The following is an 18,245-nucleotide window of genomic DNA, read 5'->3' as shown; positions in this document are numbered from 1 at the left end:
GCGCCCTGCCTGCCCGCTCCGGAAAACTATGGACCCGGCGGGCACCGGGCAACGAAGCGGGCAGGAGGGCCGGCGTGGATTGATCAGCCCACCACCCGTTCTCGACTCTCGCTCCGGGACGAGAAGGCAGGTGGAACGTTCACCTTCATGCGCTGGCTCGCCCTCGGGTCCGAGAGGATGCGCCGGCTGTCAGCTCCTAGCGACCTCCTGGAAGGACCATGGCAGAGCCGCCGCGCCAGATGGCTGGCGGCGTACGGGAACACACGCAGTCCTTGCAGGAAGCCGATCGGACGCAGCCCGCGCCCCGCGGCATGCGGGGTGAGCCGCAGCTCGTCCTCCAGCTCCACCTGGCTGTCCAGGCGGACCTCGGTGAGCGGCTGGTAGTCGTCCGTCCCCCATGGAGCCATCTCGAGCCGCAGACTGGCTGCCCCCGACAGCACCGCGTCCTCGAGCCGCTCGTCCCGCGACAGACCCTGGGCGCCCGCGCCCGAAGCGATGATGCGCAGCGAGACACGGCCGAGCCCCTTCACCTCATAGGGCGTGATGGCCCAGTAGGTGTTGGCCAGATAATCGTCGCGGTGGGTGGCCTTGATGTCGTGGGCGATGGCCCCGAAGGAGCGGAACGAGACGAGGAAGAGATCCTGCCCGCCGCGCGCATTGGTGGTGCACGGCCCGGGCTCACCGTAGAAGCGCAGGCCGAGCCCGAGCGAGTCGGTCTTCACCGCCCTACCATGCTGCTTGAACAGCCCTCCCGAGAAGCGGACCAGGGCGCGGCCGGACAGGCGCTCGGCCACCTCCACGCCCATCACGGACGCGAGCCCGGGGGCGGGATACGCCATGGCGGAATAGACCACCCCCGTGGGATGGAAGAAGCGGGCCCTGCGCAAGAAGGACAGCAGGAAGAACACCCAGGACAGGAGCAGCAGCCCGAAGAAGACACCCAAGCCGTAATAGATACGTCCTCTCGACACACAAGCCCCCTGTGGATTTGAAGAGTCAAGGTGGACGGAGCACGCGCGATACGGATGTGATGACGCCCGGAGGGGATGCCCATGACGAAGCAGAAGGACAAGCACTCCAGTGGCCAGCAGGACTCGAAGGAGAAGGGATTCAACAACCCGTTCGCCCGGCTCCAGGGGTTGCGTGACACCCTGCCCTCCACGAAGCCCCAACTGCGCCGGGAAGACTTCCCCGACACTCCGCCACCGGGAGGCCCCGAGCGCGTGGTGGTGCGGCTCGAGACCGACCGCGCGGGCAAGGAGGTGACGGTGGTGGAGGGGCTGGGCCTGCTCTCGGCCGGGTTGCGGGAATGGCTCGAGGCCCTGCAGCGGGGACTGGCCTGCACGGGCGCGGTGGAGGGTGAGCGGCTGGTGCTGCGGGGAGATCACCGTTTCAAGCTGCCGGATCTGCTGCTCCGCCGGGGCGTGCAACGCGTGGTACACGGCTGAGCCGTCCCCCGGTCCGTGAGGCCCTATAAGTGCAATGAGGAATTCACTGAAACCACTCTGCACGGCAGTGTTGATGATGCTCCTCTTGGGATGTGGTACCGCATCCCGAGCCGTGCGCTTGGACACGGGTCAGACGGAGTCCCTCGTCTTCACACCGACTTCCAGCGCCGAGGCGGTGGTGGTGGGCGATGACGAGTTCAAGGAAGCCGCGGCGAGAATGGCACGGACCGCGCACATCCCGGCGCGTCCGCAGGAAGCCGCCCGACAGCTCTTCGAGATAGAGGCACGGAGTGGTTCGTACACATACGAAACATCCAGCCACCGCCTCACTCCGCTCGAATCGAGTGCTCAACTGGAGGGGGAGTCCACAACGGAGGAGGTGGAGTTGACGCGTGCCTATCTGCGTTGGTGCGAGCGCACCGGCAGACCAGGAGACTGCCTGCGCCTGCTGACCCAAAGCCCCATCCTCACCGGTGACAGCCGTTTCGCGCTGGCCATGGCCCTCGCCAAGGGCGCCGTGCTGGATGAAATGTTGGAAGCTTTCAAAGGCATGGCCGACCCCCACGCCATGGTAGCGGCGGTCCTCTGGACCTGGACCACCTACATGGTCCTCGTTTCGATTCCCGACGTGACGATCTCCAAGGGCCTCGCGGCCGTGATGACGGCCACGCTCATCTGCTATGTGGGCGTCGATACCTTCTGGGGCCTCGTCGTCGGCTTCAAGCGGCTGATGGACGAGGCGGACCGTGCCACCACGTTCAACGAGTTGCGCGAGGCGGGCGAGCGATACGGCAAGGTCATGGGCCGGAACGCGGCGCGTGCGTTCGCCATGCTAGCGATGGCGGCCATCGGCAACACGGCGCCGGGGCTGGCCGCGCAGGTGCCGAAGCTGCCCGGCGCGATGCAGGCAGCTGTGCAGGCGGAGACACAAGTAGGCATCCGCCTCGTGGCGGTGGGAGAAGTCGAGACAGTCGCTGTCAGTGCGGAGAACGTCACCATCGCCCTTTCACCTGGAGCTGTCGCCATGACGGCCCGGACCACGAGCGGCACTACCGCCCAGGTGACTCCCAACGGCTTCAGGGCGTGGAGTTCGTACAAGAGCTTTAAAAGGGCAATGGGCTCTGCGGGTCCAGGGAAGGAGTGGCATCACATCGTCGAGCAGACGCCGGGCAACGTGAAAAGATTCGGGGACCAGGCCCTTCAGAACACCGAGAACATCATCCCGCTGAACAAGGACCTCCACACGCACATCAGTTCATTCTACTCGTCGATTCGCCGCGATCTTACGGGCTCGCTACTGACCGTGCGAAAGTGGTTGAGCACGCAGTCTTATGAAAGCCAGCGCGAGTTCGGGTTGCTGGCCATCGAGAACATCAGGAAGGGTATCTGGTAATGAAGTTGGAGGAATTGGTTGAGCAATTCGCCCTGAACGTGGCTGCGCAAACCGAGGCCATCTGGCGGGGTGACCCTAAAAGAGGGAACAAGCACGCCAGGAAGTATGGTGCTGCGGTCGACAAGCTCCTGGCCCACGGCGATGCTGGGCGTGATGCCCTCCTCGTGCTGCTCAAGCATGAACGCATGGACATACGCGTTATGGCCGCCGCGCATCTCCTCCGCTATCGGACCACCGAGGCTAAAGCGGTTCTAGAGGAGGCAGCGAAGGGCGAAGGATTGATTCCCTTCTGCGCGCAGCAAGCACTGAAGCGATGGGAAGAAGGCACCTGGACTCTAGACCCAGGGTAGCCTTCGGCAACGTAGCGTGGAGCAACCCATGAAGTTGGAGAAGTTGGTCGAGCAGTTCGCCCTGAACGTCGCGGCCCAGACCGATGCCATTCGAAAAGGCGATGCCAGAACGGGGAACAAACACGCGAAACGCTACACGGCCGCGCTGCAGGAGTTACGGGCGCAGGGCAACGCCGGACGAGATGCCCTTTCGGTGCTGTTGAAGCACCCGCGCACGGATGTTCGAGCCATGGCGGCGGCATTTCTCCTCCGCTACCGGACGGCAGAAGCCAAGGCTGTCCTGGAAGCGGCGGCGAAAGAGGGAGGAGTCGCCGCCATTGGAGCCATCATGACACTGAAACGGTGGGAGGAAGGCACCTGGGCTCTGGACCCAGGGTGACCCTGCTCACTCAGGCGGCGGGGGTCTTCGGCTCGCCCGGGGGCTTCTGCTCGGAGCCCTCCTCGGAGGCGGCGGCCGGCGCCGCGGGCTGCTCAGGCACCGGCAGTGACTGCACGGGAGCCCCCTGCCCCTCGGACTTCGCGGCCTCGCGCTGGGCGATCTTCTCGCCCGCGAGCTCCGCCTCCCGGAGGAACTCGGCGTACTCGTCCTTGCGCGCGCTCGCCTGCTCCTGTGCCTTCGTCTCCTGCTTGCTCGCGTTGGCCCGGCCCCGGACCACCGCCCGCTGGCTGAGCACCACGCCCCCGGCCACCACCGCCAGCTCCAACAACAGCGACACGACTCCCGAGGCCAGCCACCCCTCGATGCCGTTGCTCGTGAACTCGATGGCGAGCGTGAAGAACAGGCCCGTGGCCGCGGCCCCGAGCGCCGTGGCCCACGGCTTCAGCTCGATGACCCGGGCGGCGCCGTAGCAGAGCACGGGCAGCACGGCGAGCGCCCACAGGTGCCTCAACACCGGGGCGATGAAGAACTCAATGAGCCAGGAAGGCAGCGCCTCGACAGGGCCGGACAGCCGCGTCCAGAGCGACAACGTCAACGCGGTGCCAATCACCAACGCGAGGAATCCGAGCCCCACCGTGAACTGGACACGGCGGATGCGGATGCGCAGCGGTTCGAGGACGCTCTTCTTCTGGGTGCTCACGGGAACGACAGCCTAACCCAAGCCCGGCCCCGGCACGCACTCGGAGTCCTCACTCCGCGTCCTCGCCGTCCGCCGTGCCGCCCGGGGTGCGAGGAGGCGGGCCGTCCCCATAGAAGACCTCCTCCAGGACGAGCCCATGGGCCGGCGCGGTGGGACCCGCCCGCTTGCGCTCTCGCGAGGCGAGGACCTCGGCCACCCAGGTGTCGGGACGGCGCCCCTTGCCCACCTCCACCAGCGTCCCCACCAGGTTGCGCACCATGTGCTTGAGGAAGGCCGTGCCCTCGACGGTGACGGACAGCTCATCGCCGGAGGTGCCCTGGATGTCCACCCGGCGCACCTCGCGCACGGCATGGGCCGCCTGGCAGTCCGCGGCCCGGAACGCCGAGTAGTCGTGCCGGCCCAGCAGGTGCACGGCGCCCCGCCGCAGCGCCTCCACGTCCAGCGGGGAGAACACCTCCCAGTGGGTGAAGCGGCGCAGCGGCGAGCGCGAGGGCCTGTTGCTCACCCGGTACCGGTAGCGCTTGCCGTGGGACCAGCGGCGCGGATCGAATTCGGGAGCCACCTCCTCGGCGCGCACGACGGCGATGTCCTCGGGCAGCAGCCCGTTGAGCCCCTTCCAGTACGCCTTGAGCGGCAGCACGCGCGGCGTGTCGAAGCACACCACCTGCCCGGTGGCATGCACCCCCGAGTCCGTGCGGCCGGCCACCACCACGTCCACCCGCTCGCCGAGCAGCTTCTCGAGCGCCTGGACGAGCTGGGATTGGATGGAGACGCCGTTGGGCTGCACCTGCCAGCCCACGTACCGGGTGCCATCGTATTCGAGGGTCAGCTTCAGGCGGGGCATGTCAGCGGTACTTGAGCCAGACCGAGAGGAGCTCCCCCACCATCTTGCCCACGGGGACACCGTGCTTGCGGGCCATGGCCTCCAGCGACTCGAGCTGCGCGGCCGTCACGGGCACCGCGACAATCCGCTCGCTGCCCGAGGGCTCCTCCACGGGCAGCACGGACTCCAGCTCCGGTTGCGTGGTGGGCGCCGGCGCCGAGAACGGGGCCGGTTGTTGGGGCCTCAACCGCTTCTGCTCCTCCTCCAGCTCGTCCAGGAAGAGCTGCTTGAGGAAGTTGGAGAGGTGGAGGCTCGAGGGGGTGAAGTCGTACGTGTTGAGGAAGCGATCCAGGTCCTGCTGGAAGTGCCAGGCCGTGGGGTAGCGCTTGTCCCGGTCGCGCTCCAGGGCCTTCATGAGGATGGCCTCCACGGGCTCGGGGATGTCCGCGCGGAAGTACGAGGGCGCGTACACCTTTCCATCCACGATGCTGCGCATGACGGACACATCCGACTCGCCGGTGAAGAGCTTGAAGCCGGTGAGCCACTCGTAGAGCACGGAGCCCAGCGAGAAGATGTCGCTGCGATGGTCCAGGGGCTTGCCCAGACACTGCTCGGGGCTGAGGTAGCTGAGCTTGCCGCGCAGCTCGCCGGCGCGCGTCTGCTCCACCCGGTTGGCCGCCTTGGCGATGCCGAAGTCCAGCACCTTCACCGTGCCGTCGAAGCACACGAAGATGTTCTCCGGGGTCACGTCCCGGTGGACGATGTTCAGCGGCGCCCCGTACAGGTCCACCTTCTGGTGCGCGTAGTGGAGGCCCTCGCACACGGAGGAGGCGATCTTCAGCGCGTACACCATGGGGAAGGGAATCCCCAGCGACTCGGCCTTGGGCACCACCCGCCGCATGTCCCGGCCGAAGAGGTACTCCATGCCGATGTAGTAGCTGTCCCCCACCTTCCCCAGATCGTGGATCTGCACGATGTTGGGGTGGTTGAGCTGGGCGGCCAGGCGGGCTTCGTTGAGGAACATGCGCACGAAGGCCGGCTGCCGCGACAGGTGCGGGCGGATGCGCTTGATGACGACGGGCTTCTCGAAACCGTCCGGGCCGGACTGCCGCGCGAGAAACAGCTCCGCCATGCCGCCCACGGCGAGGCGATCAATGAGCTTGTACTGGCCGAACGACACGGGGGCGCGGGGGGCGGCGGTGGACATCAGAGGCTCCACGATACCTCCCCCGGGGCCCTCCTGGCCAAGCTCAACGCGGCCCGGACCCCGGTACCGGCTGTCCTGGAGGCCGCAACTCCCTTCCTCCGGCCCTCCTGGACGCACGGAACTATTGCGCCCGCGCGGATTTACAAGCACGTTGAGGAAATCACGTAGTGGAGAGGAAGACCATTCTCATGAAGAACGCTGAAGGGGGCGCATATCCCTTTGAGCTGCTGGACCGAAGGTTGAGGGAGAGCACCGCGCAGTTGAGGGACGTGACGAGGGTGCTGGAAACACTGGGCCGGTCCGCGGGTGCGCTCCAGCGCATGGTCGGAGGGGCGCAGTTCCAGGAGGCCGCCAGGACGAACGGCCGGGCCCCGAAGGCCCAGACCGCGCCGCCGCCGCCCGCCCGGGGCGCCCAGGCTCCCCAGAGCGGCCACCCACCGGCGCCAGCCCAGGACGACATCCCGGAATGGCGCAAGGTGTTCCCGAACCTGTCCAGCAAGGTGCCGAGCCGAGGCAGGTAGGCAGGACCCCGAGCCACCGGCCTGGAGACAGGCGCCAGGCTGGTGGCACCCAGGGGCGGCGAGCGGCCTCGGAGAGGGGGAGGGAGGCGCCCGGCGAAATCGCGGCTCCCTCGCTACAAGCCCGAACCGCCTTCGCGATCGAGACCTGGAATGCCCAAGACCGACCCTTCCGCGCCCCGCGTCTCCGACTCCCAGGAAAGCTGTCTGGCGGAAGGCGGTGAGCTGGGTGCGCTGGTGCGCTCGGTGGACTGGTCCCTGACGCCCCTGGGTCCCGTTTCCGGATGGCCCACCAGTCTCAAGACGATGGTGGGCGTCGTGCTCCGCAACCGCTTCCCCATGCTGCTGTGGTGGGGACCGGACCTCATTCAAATCTACAACGACGGCTACCGGCCCATCCTCGGCGAGAAGCACCCCGCCTCCCTGGGCGCGCCCGCCGTCCAGGTGTGGAGCGAGATCTGGGACGTCATCGGCCCCATGGCCCGGAGCGTGCTCGACGGGGCCCCGGCGACGTGGAACGAGTCCATGCTGCTCCTCATCCACCGGCGCGGCTTCCCCGAGGAGACCTACCATACCTTCTCGTACAGCCCCGTCCCCGCCGAGGGGGGACAGGTGGGCGGCGTGCTCGTCACCGTGCAGGAGACGACCGGGCAGGTGAGGGACAACCGCCAGTTGCGGATGTTGGGCGATCTGGCCGCGCGGGCCGCCGAGGCCAAGTCCGCGGAGCAGGCCTGCCGCACGGCCTCGGGCATCCTCGCGGAGAACGACGCCGACCTGCCGTTCTCGCTCCTCTATCTGCTGAGCGGGGACGCCCGGGAGCTCCGGCTCGTCAGCACCACCGGGCTGGACCGCTACGAGGGCCCGGGCAAGCCCGCCCAGGTGCCCTTCGACGCCAGCGCCCATGACACCCCGGGGTGGCCATTCGCCGAGGCGGCCCGCACCGGACGCGAGGCCCTCGTCGACGACCTTTCGGAGCGCTTCGGTCCCATGCCGGGAGGCCGCTGGGAAATCCCCTCCAGGCGGGCGGTGGTCCTCCCCCTGTCGCGGCCCGGCCAGCCCCACCCGTACGGCTTCCTGGTCGCCGGCGTCAGCCCCCGCCGCGTGCTGGACGACCACTACCTGGGACTCTTCCGGCTGACGGCGGATCAGGTGGTGACGGCGATCGCCAACGCGCGCGCCTACGAGGAGGAGCGCGAGCGCGCCGAGGCGCTGGCGGAGATCGATCGCGCGAAGACGGCCTTCTTCAGCAACGTCAGCCACGAGTTCCGCACCCCCCTGACGCTGATGCTCGGGCCCACGGAGGACGCGCTCGCCTCGCCCTCGCGAGCGCTCACCGGCGAGAACCTGGAGACCGTCCACCGCAACGCGCTCCGGTTGCTGAAGCTCGTCAACTCGCTGCTGGACTTCGCGCGCCTCGAGGCCGGCCGCGTCCAGGCCTCGTACGCACCGGTGGACCTGGCGGAGCTGACGGCCGGCCTCGCCAGTGCCTTCCGCTCGGCCATCGAGCGCGCGGGGCTCACGTTCGAGGTCCACTGCCCTCCCCTCCCCTCGCCGCTCCACGTGGATCAGGACATGTGGGAGAAGATCGTCCTGAACCTGCTCTCCAACGCGCTGAAGTTCACGTTCGAGGGCACCATCCACGTCTCGCAGCGATGGTCGGGCGAGGGGGTCGAGCTCCAGGTCCGCGACACGGGCACCGGCATTCCCGAGAGCGAGCTGCCCCACCTCTTCGAGCGCTTCCACCGCGTGCGGGGCGCGCGTTCGCGCACGCACGAGGGCTCCGGCATCGGCCTGGCGCTGGTGCACGAGCTGGTGCGCATGCACGGCGGCACCATCTCCGCCACGAGCACGGCCGGCCAGGGCACGACGTTCACCGTCCGTATTCCGGCCGGGACGGCGCACCTGCCCAGGGAGCGGGTGGCCGCCCGCCGCACGCAGGAGTCCACGGCGCTCGGCGCGGCCCCCTACGTCAACGAGGCGCTGCGATGGCTGCCTGGCGCGCCCGAGGTGCCCGCCGTGGAGCCCTCGCCCTCGAGCGCTCCGGTGAACCCGGTGATGGACATCGTGGCCGGGGCCCGCATCCTGCTCGCCGACGACAACGCGGACATGCGCGAGTACGTGGGCCGGCTGCTCGCCGAGCGCTGGCGGGTGGAGACGGCCCCGGACGGCGTGGCCGCGCTCGAGGCCGCGCGCGCCCGGCCGCCGGATCTGGTGCTCACGGACGTGATGATGCCGGGCCTGGATGGCTTCGGCCTCTTGAAGGAGCTGCGGGAGGACGAGCGCACCCGGAACGTGCCCGTCATCGTCCTCTCGGCGCGCGCTGGCGAGGAAGCCCATGTCGAGGGACTCCGGGCGGGAGCCAATGACTACCTGGTGAAGCCGTTCTCGGCCCGGGAGCTGATGGCACGTGTCGAGTCCCAGCTCGTGCGGGCCCGGCTGCGCACCGTGGAGGAGGAACACCACCGGCGGCTCGCCCGCGTCTTCCAGCATGCCCCGGTGGGAATCGCGATCCTGCGCGGCCCCGGGCACGTGTTCGAGTTCGCGAACGCCAGCTATCTCCAGCTTCTCTCCAAGCGCCCGATACAGGGCCAGCCCATTCGCGAGGCGCTTCCGGAGCTGGCCCACCAGGGCATCTACGAGCTGCTGGACACGGTGTTCACGTCGGGCGAGCCGTACATCGGCCGCTCCCTGCGCGTGCTGCTCAACCGGGGCCCCGGAGGAACACCGGAGGAGTGCTTCTTCGACTTCGTCTACCAGCCGATGCTCGACGCGGCGGGCCAGGTGGAGGGCATCGTGGTCGTGGTCTTCGAGGTCACCGAGCTGGCGCTGGCCCGGAGGGGCGCGGAGTCCGCCAACCGCGCCAAGGACGAGTTCCTCGCGATGCTCGGCCATGAGCTGCGCAATCCCCTGGCCCCCATCCTGACGGCACTGCAGTTGATGCAGCTGCGAGGTGATGCGGAGATGGAGCGGGAGCGCACCATCATCGAGCGTCAGGTCAAGCACCTGGTGCGGCTGGTGGATGATCTGCTGGACGTGTCGCGCGTGACGCGGGGCAAGGTGGAGCTCAAGCGGGAGAAGCTCGAGCTGTCCGCGGTGGTGGCGAAGGCCCTCGAGCAGGCCAGCCCGTTGCTCGAACAGCGCGAGCACGCGTTGACGGTGGACGTGCCCCGGCAGGGCCTGCCCCTGGACGCGGATCCGACACGGCTCGCCCAGGTGTTCTCGAACCTGCTGACGAACGCCGCGAAATACACCGAGCCCGGAGGCCAAATCTCCGTGAGGGCCACGCAGGAGGGCCACGAGGCCGTCATCCGGGTCCGCGACAACGGCACCGGCATCGCTCCCGAGACGCTCCCCCAGGTGTTCGATCTCTTCGTCCAGGAGCGCCAGGCGCTGGACCGGTCCCAGGGGGGCTCGGCTCGGGCTCGCCATCGTCCGGAGCATGGTCGCGCTCCACGGCGGCAGTGTGGAGGTACACAGCGAGGGCCGGGGGCGCGGCAGTGAGTTCACGGTCCGGCTGCCCCTGCTGCCGGCGGGAGAGGCCCTGACCGTGGCCGCTTCCGTCCAGGAGGAGCCGGCACCGCCCGAGCGCGACACCGTGCCCGGCCGCGTGCTCGTGGTCGATGACAACCGGGACGCCGCCGACATCCTCTCCGAGTCGCTCGAGCTCCTGGGGTGCGAGACCCAGGTGGCCTATGACGGCCCGAGCGCCCTGCGGATGGCGGAGACGTTCCGGCCCGAGGTGGCCCTGCTGGACATCGGTCTGCCCGTCATGGACGGCTACGAGCTGGCGCGCCTGCTCCGCGAGCGGCACGCATCCCGGGGCATCCGGCTCGTGGCCGTGACGGGTTACGGCCAGGCCTCGGACCGCCAGCAATCCAAGGAGGCGGGCTTCGATGCCCACCTCGTCAAGCCGTTGGATCTCGACGTGCTGGAGTCACTGCTCAAACGGCTCGCGGCGTCCTGAAGGCCGTCAGGGCAGCTCCAGCACCCGCACCTTGAGGGCGGCCGGGTGCGAGGGGGACGTGGGGAAATCCACCGGCGAGGGCCCCAGCGGCAGCATCCCCCCGCCCCTGCGCTTCGCCCGGGACACGCCCTCCGTCACCATGGCCTCGAAGCGGCGCGGCTCCAGCGTGGCGAGGTTGCAGCACGCCACCAGCCGGCCTCCGGGGGCCACCACCCGGGCGGCGGCCTCGGCCAGTTGCGCGTAGTCCCTCGCGGCGGAGAAGCGGCTGGTGCGCGTGGTGGCGAACGAGGGTGGATCCGCCACCACCACGTCGAACGTCTCCCCCTTGCGCGCCAGGCGGCCCAGCCACTCGAAGACATCCCCGGCCACGTAGTCGTACCGGTCCACCGGCTGGCCATTGAGGCGGGCATTCTCCTCGCCCCAGTCCAACACGCGGCGGCTGGCGTCGACGTTGAGGACGCGCTTCGCCCCACCCGCGGTGGCCGCCACGCCGAAGCCACACGTGTACGAGAAGAGATTGAGGACGGTGAGGCCGCGCACCTGTCCGGCCAGCCACACCCGCGTGTCGCGCATGTCCAGGTAGAGGCCCACCGACAGCCCCTGCCCCGGACGGATGAGGAAGCGCAGCCCGTTCTCCAGCGCCACCAGCGACTCCACCGGCTCGCCGCGCTCGGCCTGCTCGGGGGCGAGCTGCTCCTTCGCCACGTTGGCCAGGTGGCGCGCCTCCTTCGGCCGGCGCTTCAGGTAGACGCCGCGCGGCGCCCAGGCGGACTCCACGGCCTCCAGCAGCGCCCGCTCCTCGTCCGGAGTGAAGTCACGGTAGAGGCTCACCACGTGGAGGTACTCGAAGACGTCCACCGTCACGTCGGGCACACCATCGGGCTCGCCGTTGACGAGCCGGAAGGCCGTGGTGCGTGGGTCCTCACACAGCGGGGCACGCCGCTCGCGGGCCTGGCGGAGGAGCTCCACCAGGGACGGGGCACTCCGGCTCATCCCTGGCGCACCGGCCAGAAGTGGGCCGCCGCCTCGGGGATCCGGGTCTTCGCCCACATCCGCGAGAGCACGGCGGACGCCTCGCGTGCCAGCGCCACCTCGTCCATGCCGAGCAGTTGCCCCTCGCGCACGGTGACGCGGCCATCCACGATGTTCCACGCCACCCGCGAGCGCCCGAGCTGGCCCAGGAGGAAGGGGGCCTGTCCACTGTCGGGATCCAACGCGGGCACGCAGTCGAACACCAACAGGTCCGCCAGCCGCCCCTCCTCCACCGCGCCGGAAGGCACGCCGTAGAGGCGCGAGCACAGCTCGGCCGGGCCATCCGCGAAGAGCTGCACCAGCACCCCGTCCGGGTCCACCAGCCGCGAGCCCCGCGCGGCGCCCATCGCCGTGATGAGCGCGGCCGCGATCGCGTCCCAGAGGTTGCCGTGCCCGGCGCTGCCCAGCCCCATCAGGTTCTGGCGCCCATGCAGCGTCTCCAGGGCCCGGCCACTGGGCTCGACGAGGAGCGCCGACCCGGGGCCGAGCGCCACGCACGTCCCGGACTCCGCCAGGCGAACGGACTCGGTATCGTCCACGGCACGCGCGTACGCGGCCACCGACAGGGGCCCGAGCAGCCCGAAGCCCTCGAGCCGGGGCACCACCCGCTGGAAGTGCTGCTCCCAGGTGGTGGCCAGGTCGTGGTCGCCCTCGGAGAGGTGGAAGACGACGGGCGCTCCGGAAGCATCCCGCAGCCGGCTGAGCCTCTGCATCAGGGGATTGGCGCACGTCCACGAGGCATGGAAGCCGAGCGCGCCCCGCACCAGCGGATGGGAGCCGCGGCGCCGCACGAAGTCGGCATTGGCCTCGGCCTGGGCCAGGGACTCGGTGGTGCCCTCGAGGCTGGTGGTGGCATGGCTCGCCACCAGCCGCAGGCCGAGCTGCTCCGCCGCGCGCGCCTGGGCATCGAGTGCCCCGGTCACGTCCCCCGGACACGACAGGTGATCCACCGCCAGGGTGACGCCCGAGCGCAGCGCGCGGGCCATGGCGTAGAGGGAGAGGACCTCCACGTCCGCGGCGGTGAGATGGGCGGCCAGACGCCGCTCGTGCTCCAGGCGGACCTGGGGCGGGTGCAGGAGGAGCTCGCCCGAGGTGGGCACCAGCAGATCCCCCACGAGGTGGGAATGGCAGTCCACGAGGCCCGGCATCACCAGCCGGCCCCGGCAGGACACCTCCCAGTCCCCGGGGAGCACGGGGACCTCGGCGTCGGGAGCGACCCGGCGGATGAGTCCATCCTCGATCACGACGGCCATGCCAGCACGTCCACGGCCGTCCGCGCGGAAGATGGAGCAGTTCTTGAGAACCAAGCGGCCTTCCATAGGGGCGCCGAGTATACGCACGGCGCGGGCGGGTGGATCGCCCAGGTGCGCCGGCCGCTGTCACTGCCAGTGACCCCGACCCCGAACCGGGGTATGCCCGCCCCTCCGGAAAGCTCAGAACAAGCGCATCTGGGACGTGTCCTCCTCCTTGCCCGGACCTCGCGCGGGCAGCGGGGTGAAGCCGTGCTTCGACGCCCACTCCTGGCTCGGCCCCGCCCAGCGGAAGCGATCCAGGTAAACCTTGCCTTTCTCGTCGAACTCGACCCCCTCGGCGACCAGCAACTCGCGCTGGTTGTACCCCTGCGTGCTGATGCCTCCCGAGCGGTTGATGATCCGCTGCCAGGGCACCTTGGCCGCGCGGGGCCCCAGGTCCCCCATGGCGAGCCCCACGATGCGCGCATCGCACCCGCCCCCCACGATGATCGCGATGTCACCGTAGGTGGACACCTGGCCGTGCGGCACCTGCTCGACGACCTGGTAGATGCGCTCGAAGAACCTTCGCTCCTGCATGGTGATGGTAACGGTCGTGGACATGTCTTCTCCAGTCGGATTCCTCGTCCTACCTCAGAGGACCTGTCCCGTGAAGTCGGTACTACGTCCGCCGTCATGTACCCGACCCTACACGTGGCTTCCCTGAAATCCAGACGCGGCTAGCGCGCGCTGCCCGCCGGGGCCCCGAGGCGCTGCTCATAGGCCTCCAGCGTCCGCCGCCAGGCGGGCCGTGCCTCACAGCGCTCGCGGTAGGCGGAGACCCCGGGGAAGCCGTCGAGCACGCCCGCGTTGCGCACCTCGCGCAGCACCGTGGTCATCAGGATGTCCGCCACGGTGAACGCCTCGCCGGTGAGATACGGACGCTCCCGAAGCCAGTCCTCGAGCGATGTCAGCGCGCGCCCGGCCCACTTCACCAGCTCGGGACGCCGCTGCGCGCCGGTGGGATCCGCGGCGCCGAGCAGATCGATCATCACGATCTGGAACAGCGGGGGCTCCAGGGTGTTGAGCGCGGCGAAGCACCAGCGCGTCACCTGGGCGCGGCCCTGGAGATCCGCGGGCATCAATCCGCCCGTCTTCTCCGCCAGGTACAGCAGGATCGCTCCCGTTTCGGTGAGCACGAAGCCGTCGTCCTCGAGCACCGGCACCTGACAGAAGGGGTTCAGCCGCCGGTACTCCTCGCTCGTGGTTTCCCCCGCGGGATGATCCACGCCATGCACCCGGTAGGGCACGCCCAGCTCCTCGAGCGCCCACAGGACACGCAAATCGCGAGTGAGACCCACTACCTTCGAGTTGACGCGGCCGAAGCCGTAGAGCGTGAGCATTCCAGCATTGTTGATGCCGTGTCCGACCGCTGTCGAGCACATCGGCGGAAGAGATGTCATCGGCCGAGTAACGCCTTCACCTCGCCCTGCCAGCGGGCACCCAGCTCCGGGTGCACCATGCGGACATAGGCCGCGTAGCCCTCCAGCCAGCGCTCGAAGTCCGGCCGGCCCCGCGCCTGCGAGGCCACCCCGTGCTTGCGGCAGTTGGCGAGGATGGCCTTGAAGCGGCGCCGATCCTCGCGGGGGATGGAGACCTTCTGGTTCACCGTGAGGCCCGTCACCCGCTGTCGCGAGCCCTGGCGCATCACCCGCCGCTTGGCGGCATTCTCGATGAAACCCTCCTGCTGGAGGATGGCGTTGAGCCACCAGAAGAAGCGGCCCAGGCGCTCGGGAGGCGCGCGGAAGGAGAAGGACAGGTCGTCCGCGTAGCGGGTGTAGGTGGCGCCGAACTTCCCGGCCAGCGCGGTGAGGCGCGCATCCAGGCGCCGGCAGACGAGGTTGGCGATGGCCGGAGAGGTGGGCGCGCCCTGGGGCAGCACGCCCGGCCACACCACCGTCCCGTCCGGCAGCTTCGCGCGGTGCGTGGTGAGCCCGGCGAGCACTCCGGCCACCTCGTCGCCATAGCCGTGCGACAGGAAGAGGCCCTTCACCCGGCGGTAGTGCACCGTGGGGAAGAAGTCCTCCAGGTCCACCCGCACCACCGCCGTGGCGCCCACGTGGGGCCCGGCGTTGCTCACCGTGGAGCGGCCCTCGATGAAGCCGTGCGCGGCCGGGTGCGGCGTCATGCGCGCGAGCACCTTGTCGAGAAGGGCCCGCTGCACCTCCTTGAGCGCCTGGCGCGGCGCCGAGATGCGGCGCACCCCGCCCGAGCGCTTGGGGACCTCGAACTCCACATACCCCGAGCCGGCCTCCGTGCCCGGACGCATCAGCGCGTCCAGCGCGGACTCCTCCACGCCCACCAGCTCCGCCACGTCGGCCCGGGTGCGCAGCGCGGGCAGCTCGCCCGAGGTGGGGGGCGGACGCTTCACCCGCCTCCTGTAGCCGTGGATCTCGTTCGCGAAGAGGCCGAAGTTCCAGCCGGTGGGGTTCCACCCACCCACGCCACCGTGGCGGTAGCGGGGGTCGCCCCGGAGATCCGGCGGCGCCACGTCCGCGAGCCCCAGCTCGCGCACGGCGGCGCGAGCGGTCTGGGCCACGCGGTTGTCGGAGTCCTTCACGCGCGGGCGGAGCAGCCGGGCCGCCGTGGTGCTGGAGAAGAGCAGCGGGAGGTGCCGCACGCCCTTGAGCCGCTCGCGCGGGTCCACGCTGCGCAGCTTGCGCTCGACGGGCGCTTGCCAGAAGCGGCTCACGTAGAAGCGCGCCACCTCGTACTCGGCCAGACCGTGGTGACGCTCCAGCAGCTCGGTGATGCGCTCGAAGTTCGCGTCGGGGTCCGCCAGCAGGGGTTTGAGCTCGAGGAGGAGGCTGGCGAGGTTCATGCGCTGTACCCGGAACGGCCGAGGATGAAACCGGTGCCCCTGGAGCCGCCGCCACCTGCACGGCAGAGGCAGACGAGGTCAGGGAAGCCCGCGGGCGGACCTCGTACTGCATCGTTCTTCAATGGGTAACGTCAGCAGCCGCGACGTGACATCGCGGACGGAAGGCTGGCTGCACGCGTCCCCAGGAGCACCGGAGACAAGCTCACCACAACCCGGACGGGGTGGGAAGACGGAGCTTCCCCTTCGAAGACGTGCCTGTCAGGCTCGGACCATGGCTGACTTGATCCTCACCGGCGCCTCGCGCGGTATTGGTCACGCGCTCGCCCTCGCCCTCGCGGAGAAGCCCGCGGATCGCCTCATCCTCGTCGCCCGGGACCGAGCCCGCCTGGAAGCCCTCGCCGCCGACATCGAGCGGAAGGGCGGCCGAGCCATCGCCGTACCGGGGGACCTCTCGTCCAGGGCCGGGGCGCGTGCGCTCGGACAACGGCTCGCCGATACCGTCACCCCGGGCGCGACGCTCGTCCACAACGCCGGGCTGTGGCCATCGAAGCGGGAGCTCACCTCCGAGGGGCTCGAGACCGCCTTCGTCGTCAACCACCTGGCGCCGCTCGAGATGCAGCAGCCGCTGCTCGAGTCCGGACGCCTGCGCCGCATCATGGTGGTGAGCGCCGGATTGATCATCAAGGGCCGGTTCGACGCGGCCCGCACGCCCACCGGCGAGGATTTCTCCAGCATCCGAACCTACTGCGACACCAAGCTCTGCTTCGCGCTCGCCATGCGCGACGTGGCGGCCGCCCACCCGGAGCTCGATGTCGTCGTGCTGCACCCTGGCGTGGTGCGCACGGAGCTCGGGGCGCGCAAGGGCCCGATGGGCTGGCTGCTGTCGCTCGTGAAGCGCGGCTGGGAGGCCCCCGAGGTGTGTGCCGCGCGCCTCGCCCGCATCCTCGCGCGCGAGCGGTGGTCCCCCGCGGGCGAGGCCCGCTGGCTCGTGGAGGAGCGGGAACAGCCGTGGCCCGCCGTCGCCGAGGACGAGGCCACCCGGCGCGCGGTACGGGAAACCACCGCGCGCCTGCTCGCCGCCGTGTGACGCGCGTCCGCCCCCCGCGACCGCTCGTCATCCGGGTCGACTCATCCGCAGGTGCCGCAGTCGCGCATGCAGCTGTCGGCGCGGTTGCTGGTGCCACAGGACTCGGAGGCCTGGCAGATGCCATCACCGCACGTGTTGATGTCCTGGTAGCGGAGCCGCGTGGTGAGCGGCTGGTAGGTGACACCGTTGTAGGTGCACCGCGTGAAAGACGAGCCCGTGCCGTCCGGCAGGCAGCGCGCGTGGCAACTCCCCACATGGACGAGCGGCGGGCACGCGTTGCCACCCGAGAGCGCACAGGCGCGGAGGCTGCTCTGCGCCGGGGACAACAGGCCCTGGTCGTTTCCGACGAAGAGCCCCTCGCCGTTGAAGAGGTTCCCGAAGAAGCAGCCCTCCCGGATGGTGTAGTTGCCCACCTCCGAGCCCGTGGTGGGAATCCGCTGCCCCACCGCGTTGGCGCCCAGGACGGAGATCCGCACGGTGCGCCCGTACTTGTTGACGAGCGCGGCCAGGCACGCGGAGACGACCTGCTGCTCCGCCAACGTCGCGGGCTGGCCGCTGGACCAGCCCGGTGCCAGTCCCAGTCCACCGTTCCAGACATAGGTGGCCGTGCCATTCGAGTACGTCCGGCTCTGTCCGGCCGGGACGGAGCAATGGACCAGGTACTTCATGAAGAGGTTGGACTCCGCCGGGTGCTGCAGGAACCAGGAGGAGAAGCTGCCACTGGACAGGCCGTTGAAGGCCAGCCCGTTGAAGGCCAGACCGTTGAAGGCGAGTCCATTGAAGGCCAGCCCGTTGAAGGCCAGGCCATTGCCCTCCTCCATTGCCTGGGCCGCCGTGTGGACGGGCTCCTCGGATGGACTCGTGGGTGTGTCCTCCACCGGGCCACAACCTCCGGTGAGAACCAGCAACATCACTCCGAACACCTGGACGGCTTTCATGGTGTCTCCCCCGGAGCCCGCGAAAATGGGCTCCAGGAGAAGTGTCGCCGCCCGGGTCCGTGCGGATGCTTCAGCGCACATCGGCTCCGTTGCCCGTGAACAGTCACCGCCAGGAGCGCCAGACAAAACCGAAGGCGCTCTCGGATTCTCAGATTTCGGCAGCTTCTTCGTCGAGCAGCGCCGACAGGGGCTCAACCAAGAACCCGGCGCAAGAGACGTCACGTCTCCGCCGAACCGGTCTGGCAATGCCCATGTCAGGCACTCTGCGCCCTCTAGACGCTCATCTGACGTCTGTT

17 protein-coding genes and 1 pseudogene are annotated in these 18,245 nt (G+C 69.5%); 8 read left to right on the top strand and 10 right to left on the bottom strand.

Translation table 11 applies throughout. From position 1 onward, the window contains the following. Positions 1–83: 83 nt before the first annotated feature. Positions 84–971, bottom strand: coding sequence for a hypothetical protein (locus tag Q664_RS45060; protein WP_152622715.1), 888 nt, complete (start codon positions 969–971; stop codon positions 84–86). An 81-nt stretch (positions 972–1,052) separates the two neighbouring features. On the opposite strand from Q664_RS45060, the gene Q664_RS45055 reads away from it, so the two are divergent. The 4 genes from Q664_RS45055 to Q664_RS45040 are packed head-to-tail and all read left to right on the top strand — an operon-like array spanning position 1,053 to position 3,570. Beyond that, the gene (locus Q664_RS45055; protein WP_043411506.1) at positions 1,053–1,448 is read left to right on the top strand and encodes a translation initiation factor; all 396 of its coding nucleotides are present in this window, start codon (positions 1,053–1,055) and stop codon (positions 1,446–1,448) included. 34 nt (positions 1,449–1,482) lie between these two features. After that, on the top strand, positions 1,483–2,841 hold the full coding sequence (gene sitA5 / locus Q664_RS45050) for a SitA5 family polymorphic toxin (RefSeq protein WP_052519485.1): 1,359 nt from the start codon (positions 1,483–1,485) through the stop codon (positions 2,839–2,841). Then, on the top strand, positions 2,841–3,191 hold the full coding sequence (locus Q664_RS45045) for a DUF2019 domain-containing protein (protein WP_043411503.1): 351 nt from the start codon (positions 2,841–2,843) through the stop codon (positions 3,189–3,191). Before sitA5 ends, Q664_RS45045 begins: the two co-directional genes overlap by 1 nt. Before the next feature lie 28 nt (positions 3,192–3,219). Next, on the top strand, positions 3,220–3,570 hold the full coding sequence (locus Q664_RS45040; protein WP_043411501.1) for a DUF2019 domain-containing protein: 351 nt from the start codon (positions 3,220–3,222) through the stop codon (positions 3,568–3,570). 10 nt (positions 3,571–3,580) lie between these two features. Here the strand turns inward: Q664_RS45040 and Q664_RS45035 are convergent, their stop codons facing one another. The 3 genes from Q664_RS45035 to Q664_RS45025 are packed head-to-tail and all read right to left on the bottom strand — an operon-like array spanning position 3,581 to position 6,300. Further along, complete coding sequence (locus Q664_RS45035) at positions 3,581–4,270, bottom strand: hypothetical protein (RefSeq protein ID WP_063934877.1); 690 nt, start codon at positions 4,268–4,270, stop codon at positions 3,581–3,583. A gap of 49 nt (positions 4,271–4,319) precedes the next feature. Beyond that, positions 4,320–5,114, bottom strand: coding sequence for a tRNA pseudouridine(38-40) synthase TruA (truA, locus tag Q664_RS45030; RefSeq protein WP_043411498.1), 795 nt, complete (start codon positions 5,112–5,114; stop codon positions 4,320–4,322). A 1-nt stretch (position 5,115) separates the two neighbouring features. Continuing rightward, a complete protein-coding gene (locus Q664_RS45025) occupies positions 5,116–6,300 on the bottom strand; it encodes a serine/threonine protein kinase (RefSeq protein WP_043411496.1) in 1,185 nt (394 codons plus the stop codon). Positions 6,301–6,488: 188 nt separating this feature from the next. On the opposite strand from Q664_RS45025, the gene Q664_RS45020 reads away from it, so the two are divergent. The 3 genes and pseudogenes from Q664_RS45020 (at position 6,489) to Q664_RS61810 (ending at position 10,782) form a co-directional block, all read left to right on the top strand. After that, the gene (locus Q664_RS45020) at positions 6,489–6,821 is read left to right on the top strand and encodes a hypothetical protein (protein WP_152622714.1); all 333 of its coding nucleotides are present in this window, start codon (positions 6,489–6,491) and stop codon (positions 6,819–6,821) included. Positions 6,822–6,971: 150 nt separating this feature from the next. Then, positions 6,972–10,281, top strand: a pseudogene (locus tag Q664_RS45015) (ATP-binding protein); the annotation flags it as partial. Beyond that, positions 10,258–10,782, top strand: coding sequence for an ATP-binding response regulator (locus Q664_RS61810; protein ID WP_235217127.1), 525 nt, complete (start codon positions 10,258–10,260; stop codon positions 10,780–10,782). The pseudogene Q664_RS45015 and the gene Q664_RS61810, both read left to right, overlap by 24 nt. A gap of 6 nt (positions 10,783–10,788) precedes the next feature. Here Q664_RS61810 and Q664_RS45010 read toward each other — a convergent pair whose 3' ends face one another. From Q664_RS45010 to Q664_RS44990, 5 genes are all read right to left on the bottom strand, one after another. Beyond that, entirely contained in the window at positions 10,789–11,775 is a 987-nt protein-coding gene (locus tag Q664_RS45010; RefSeq protein ID WP_043411491.1) for a class I SAM-dependent rRNA methyltransferase, read from the bottom strand. Then, positions 11,772–13,067: an amidohydrolase family protein gene (locus Q664_RS45005; protein ID WP_326938795.1), complete on the bottom strand. Its 1,296-nt coding sequence runs from the start codon at positions 13,065–13,067 to the stop codon at positions 11,772–11,774. The genes Q664_RS45010 and Q664_RS45005 overlap by 4 nt, the downstream gene beginning before the upstream one ends. A gap of 180 nt (positions 13,068–13,247) precedes the next feature. Next, complete coding sequence (locus Q664_RS45000) at positions 13,248–13,667, bottom strand: MGMT family protein (protein WP_043411479.1); 420 nt, start codon at positions 13,665–13,667, stop codon at positions 13,248–13,250. Between the two features lie 116 nt (positions 13,668–13,783). After that, positions 13,784–14,446 carry a glutathione S-transferase family protein gene (locus Q664_RS44995; protein WP_043411476.1) on the bottom strand — a complete coding sequence of 221 codons (663 nt, stop codon included), beginning with the start codon at positions 14,444–14,446 and terminating at the stop codon, positions 13,784–13,786. A 56-nt stretch (positions 14,447–14,502) separates the two neighbouring features. After that, positions 14,503–15,924 (bottom strand): reverse transcriptase family protein, encoded by a 1,422-nt coding sequence (locus Q664_RS44990; RefSeq protein ID WP_052519484.1) that lies wholly within the window; start codon positions 15,922–15,924, stop codon positions 14,503–14,505. Positions 15,925–16,195: 271 nt separating this feature from the next. Between Q664_RS44990 and Q664_RS44985 the strand changes: the two genes are divergently transcribed. After that, positions 16,196–17,011: an SDR family NAD(P)-dependent oxidoreductase gene (locus Q664_RS44985; protein WP_043411474.1), complete on the top strand. Its 816-nt coding sequence runs from the start codon at positions 16,196–16,198 to the stop codon at positions 17,009–17,011. A gap of 41 nt (positions 17,012–17,052) precedes the next feature. Here the strand turns inward: Q664_RS44985 and Q664_RS44980 are convergent, their stop codons facing one another. Then, a complete protein-coding gene (locus Q664_RS44980) occupies positions 17,053–17,949 on the bottom strand; it encodes a hypothetical protein (RefSeq protein ID WP_052519483.1) in 897 nt (298 codons plus the stop codon). Between the last annotated feature and the right edge of the window lie 296 nt (positions 17,950–18,245).

It is taken from the genome of Archangium violaceum Cb vi76 (genome assembly GCF_000733295.1).
GTDB lineage: Bacteria > Myxococcota > Myxococcia > Myxococcales > Myxococcaceae > Archangium > Archangium violaceum.
Note: the sequence above shows the minus strand (reverse complement) of the source record. Positions and strands in the feature narration are given on the sequence as shown.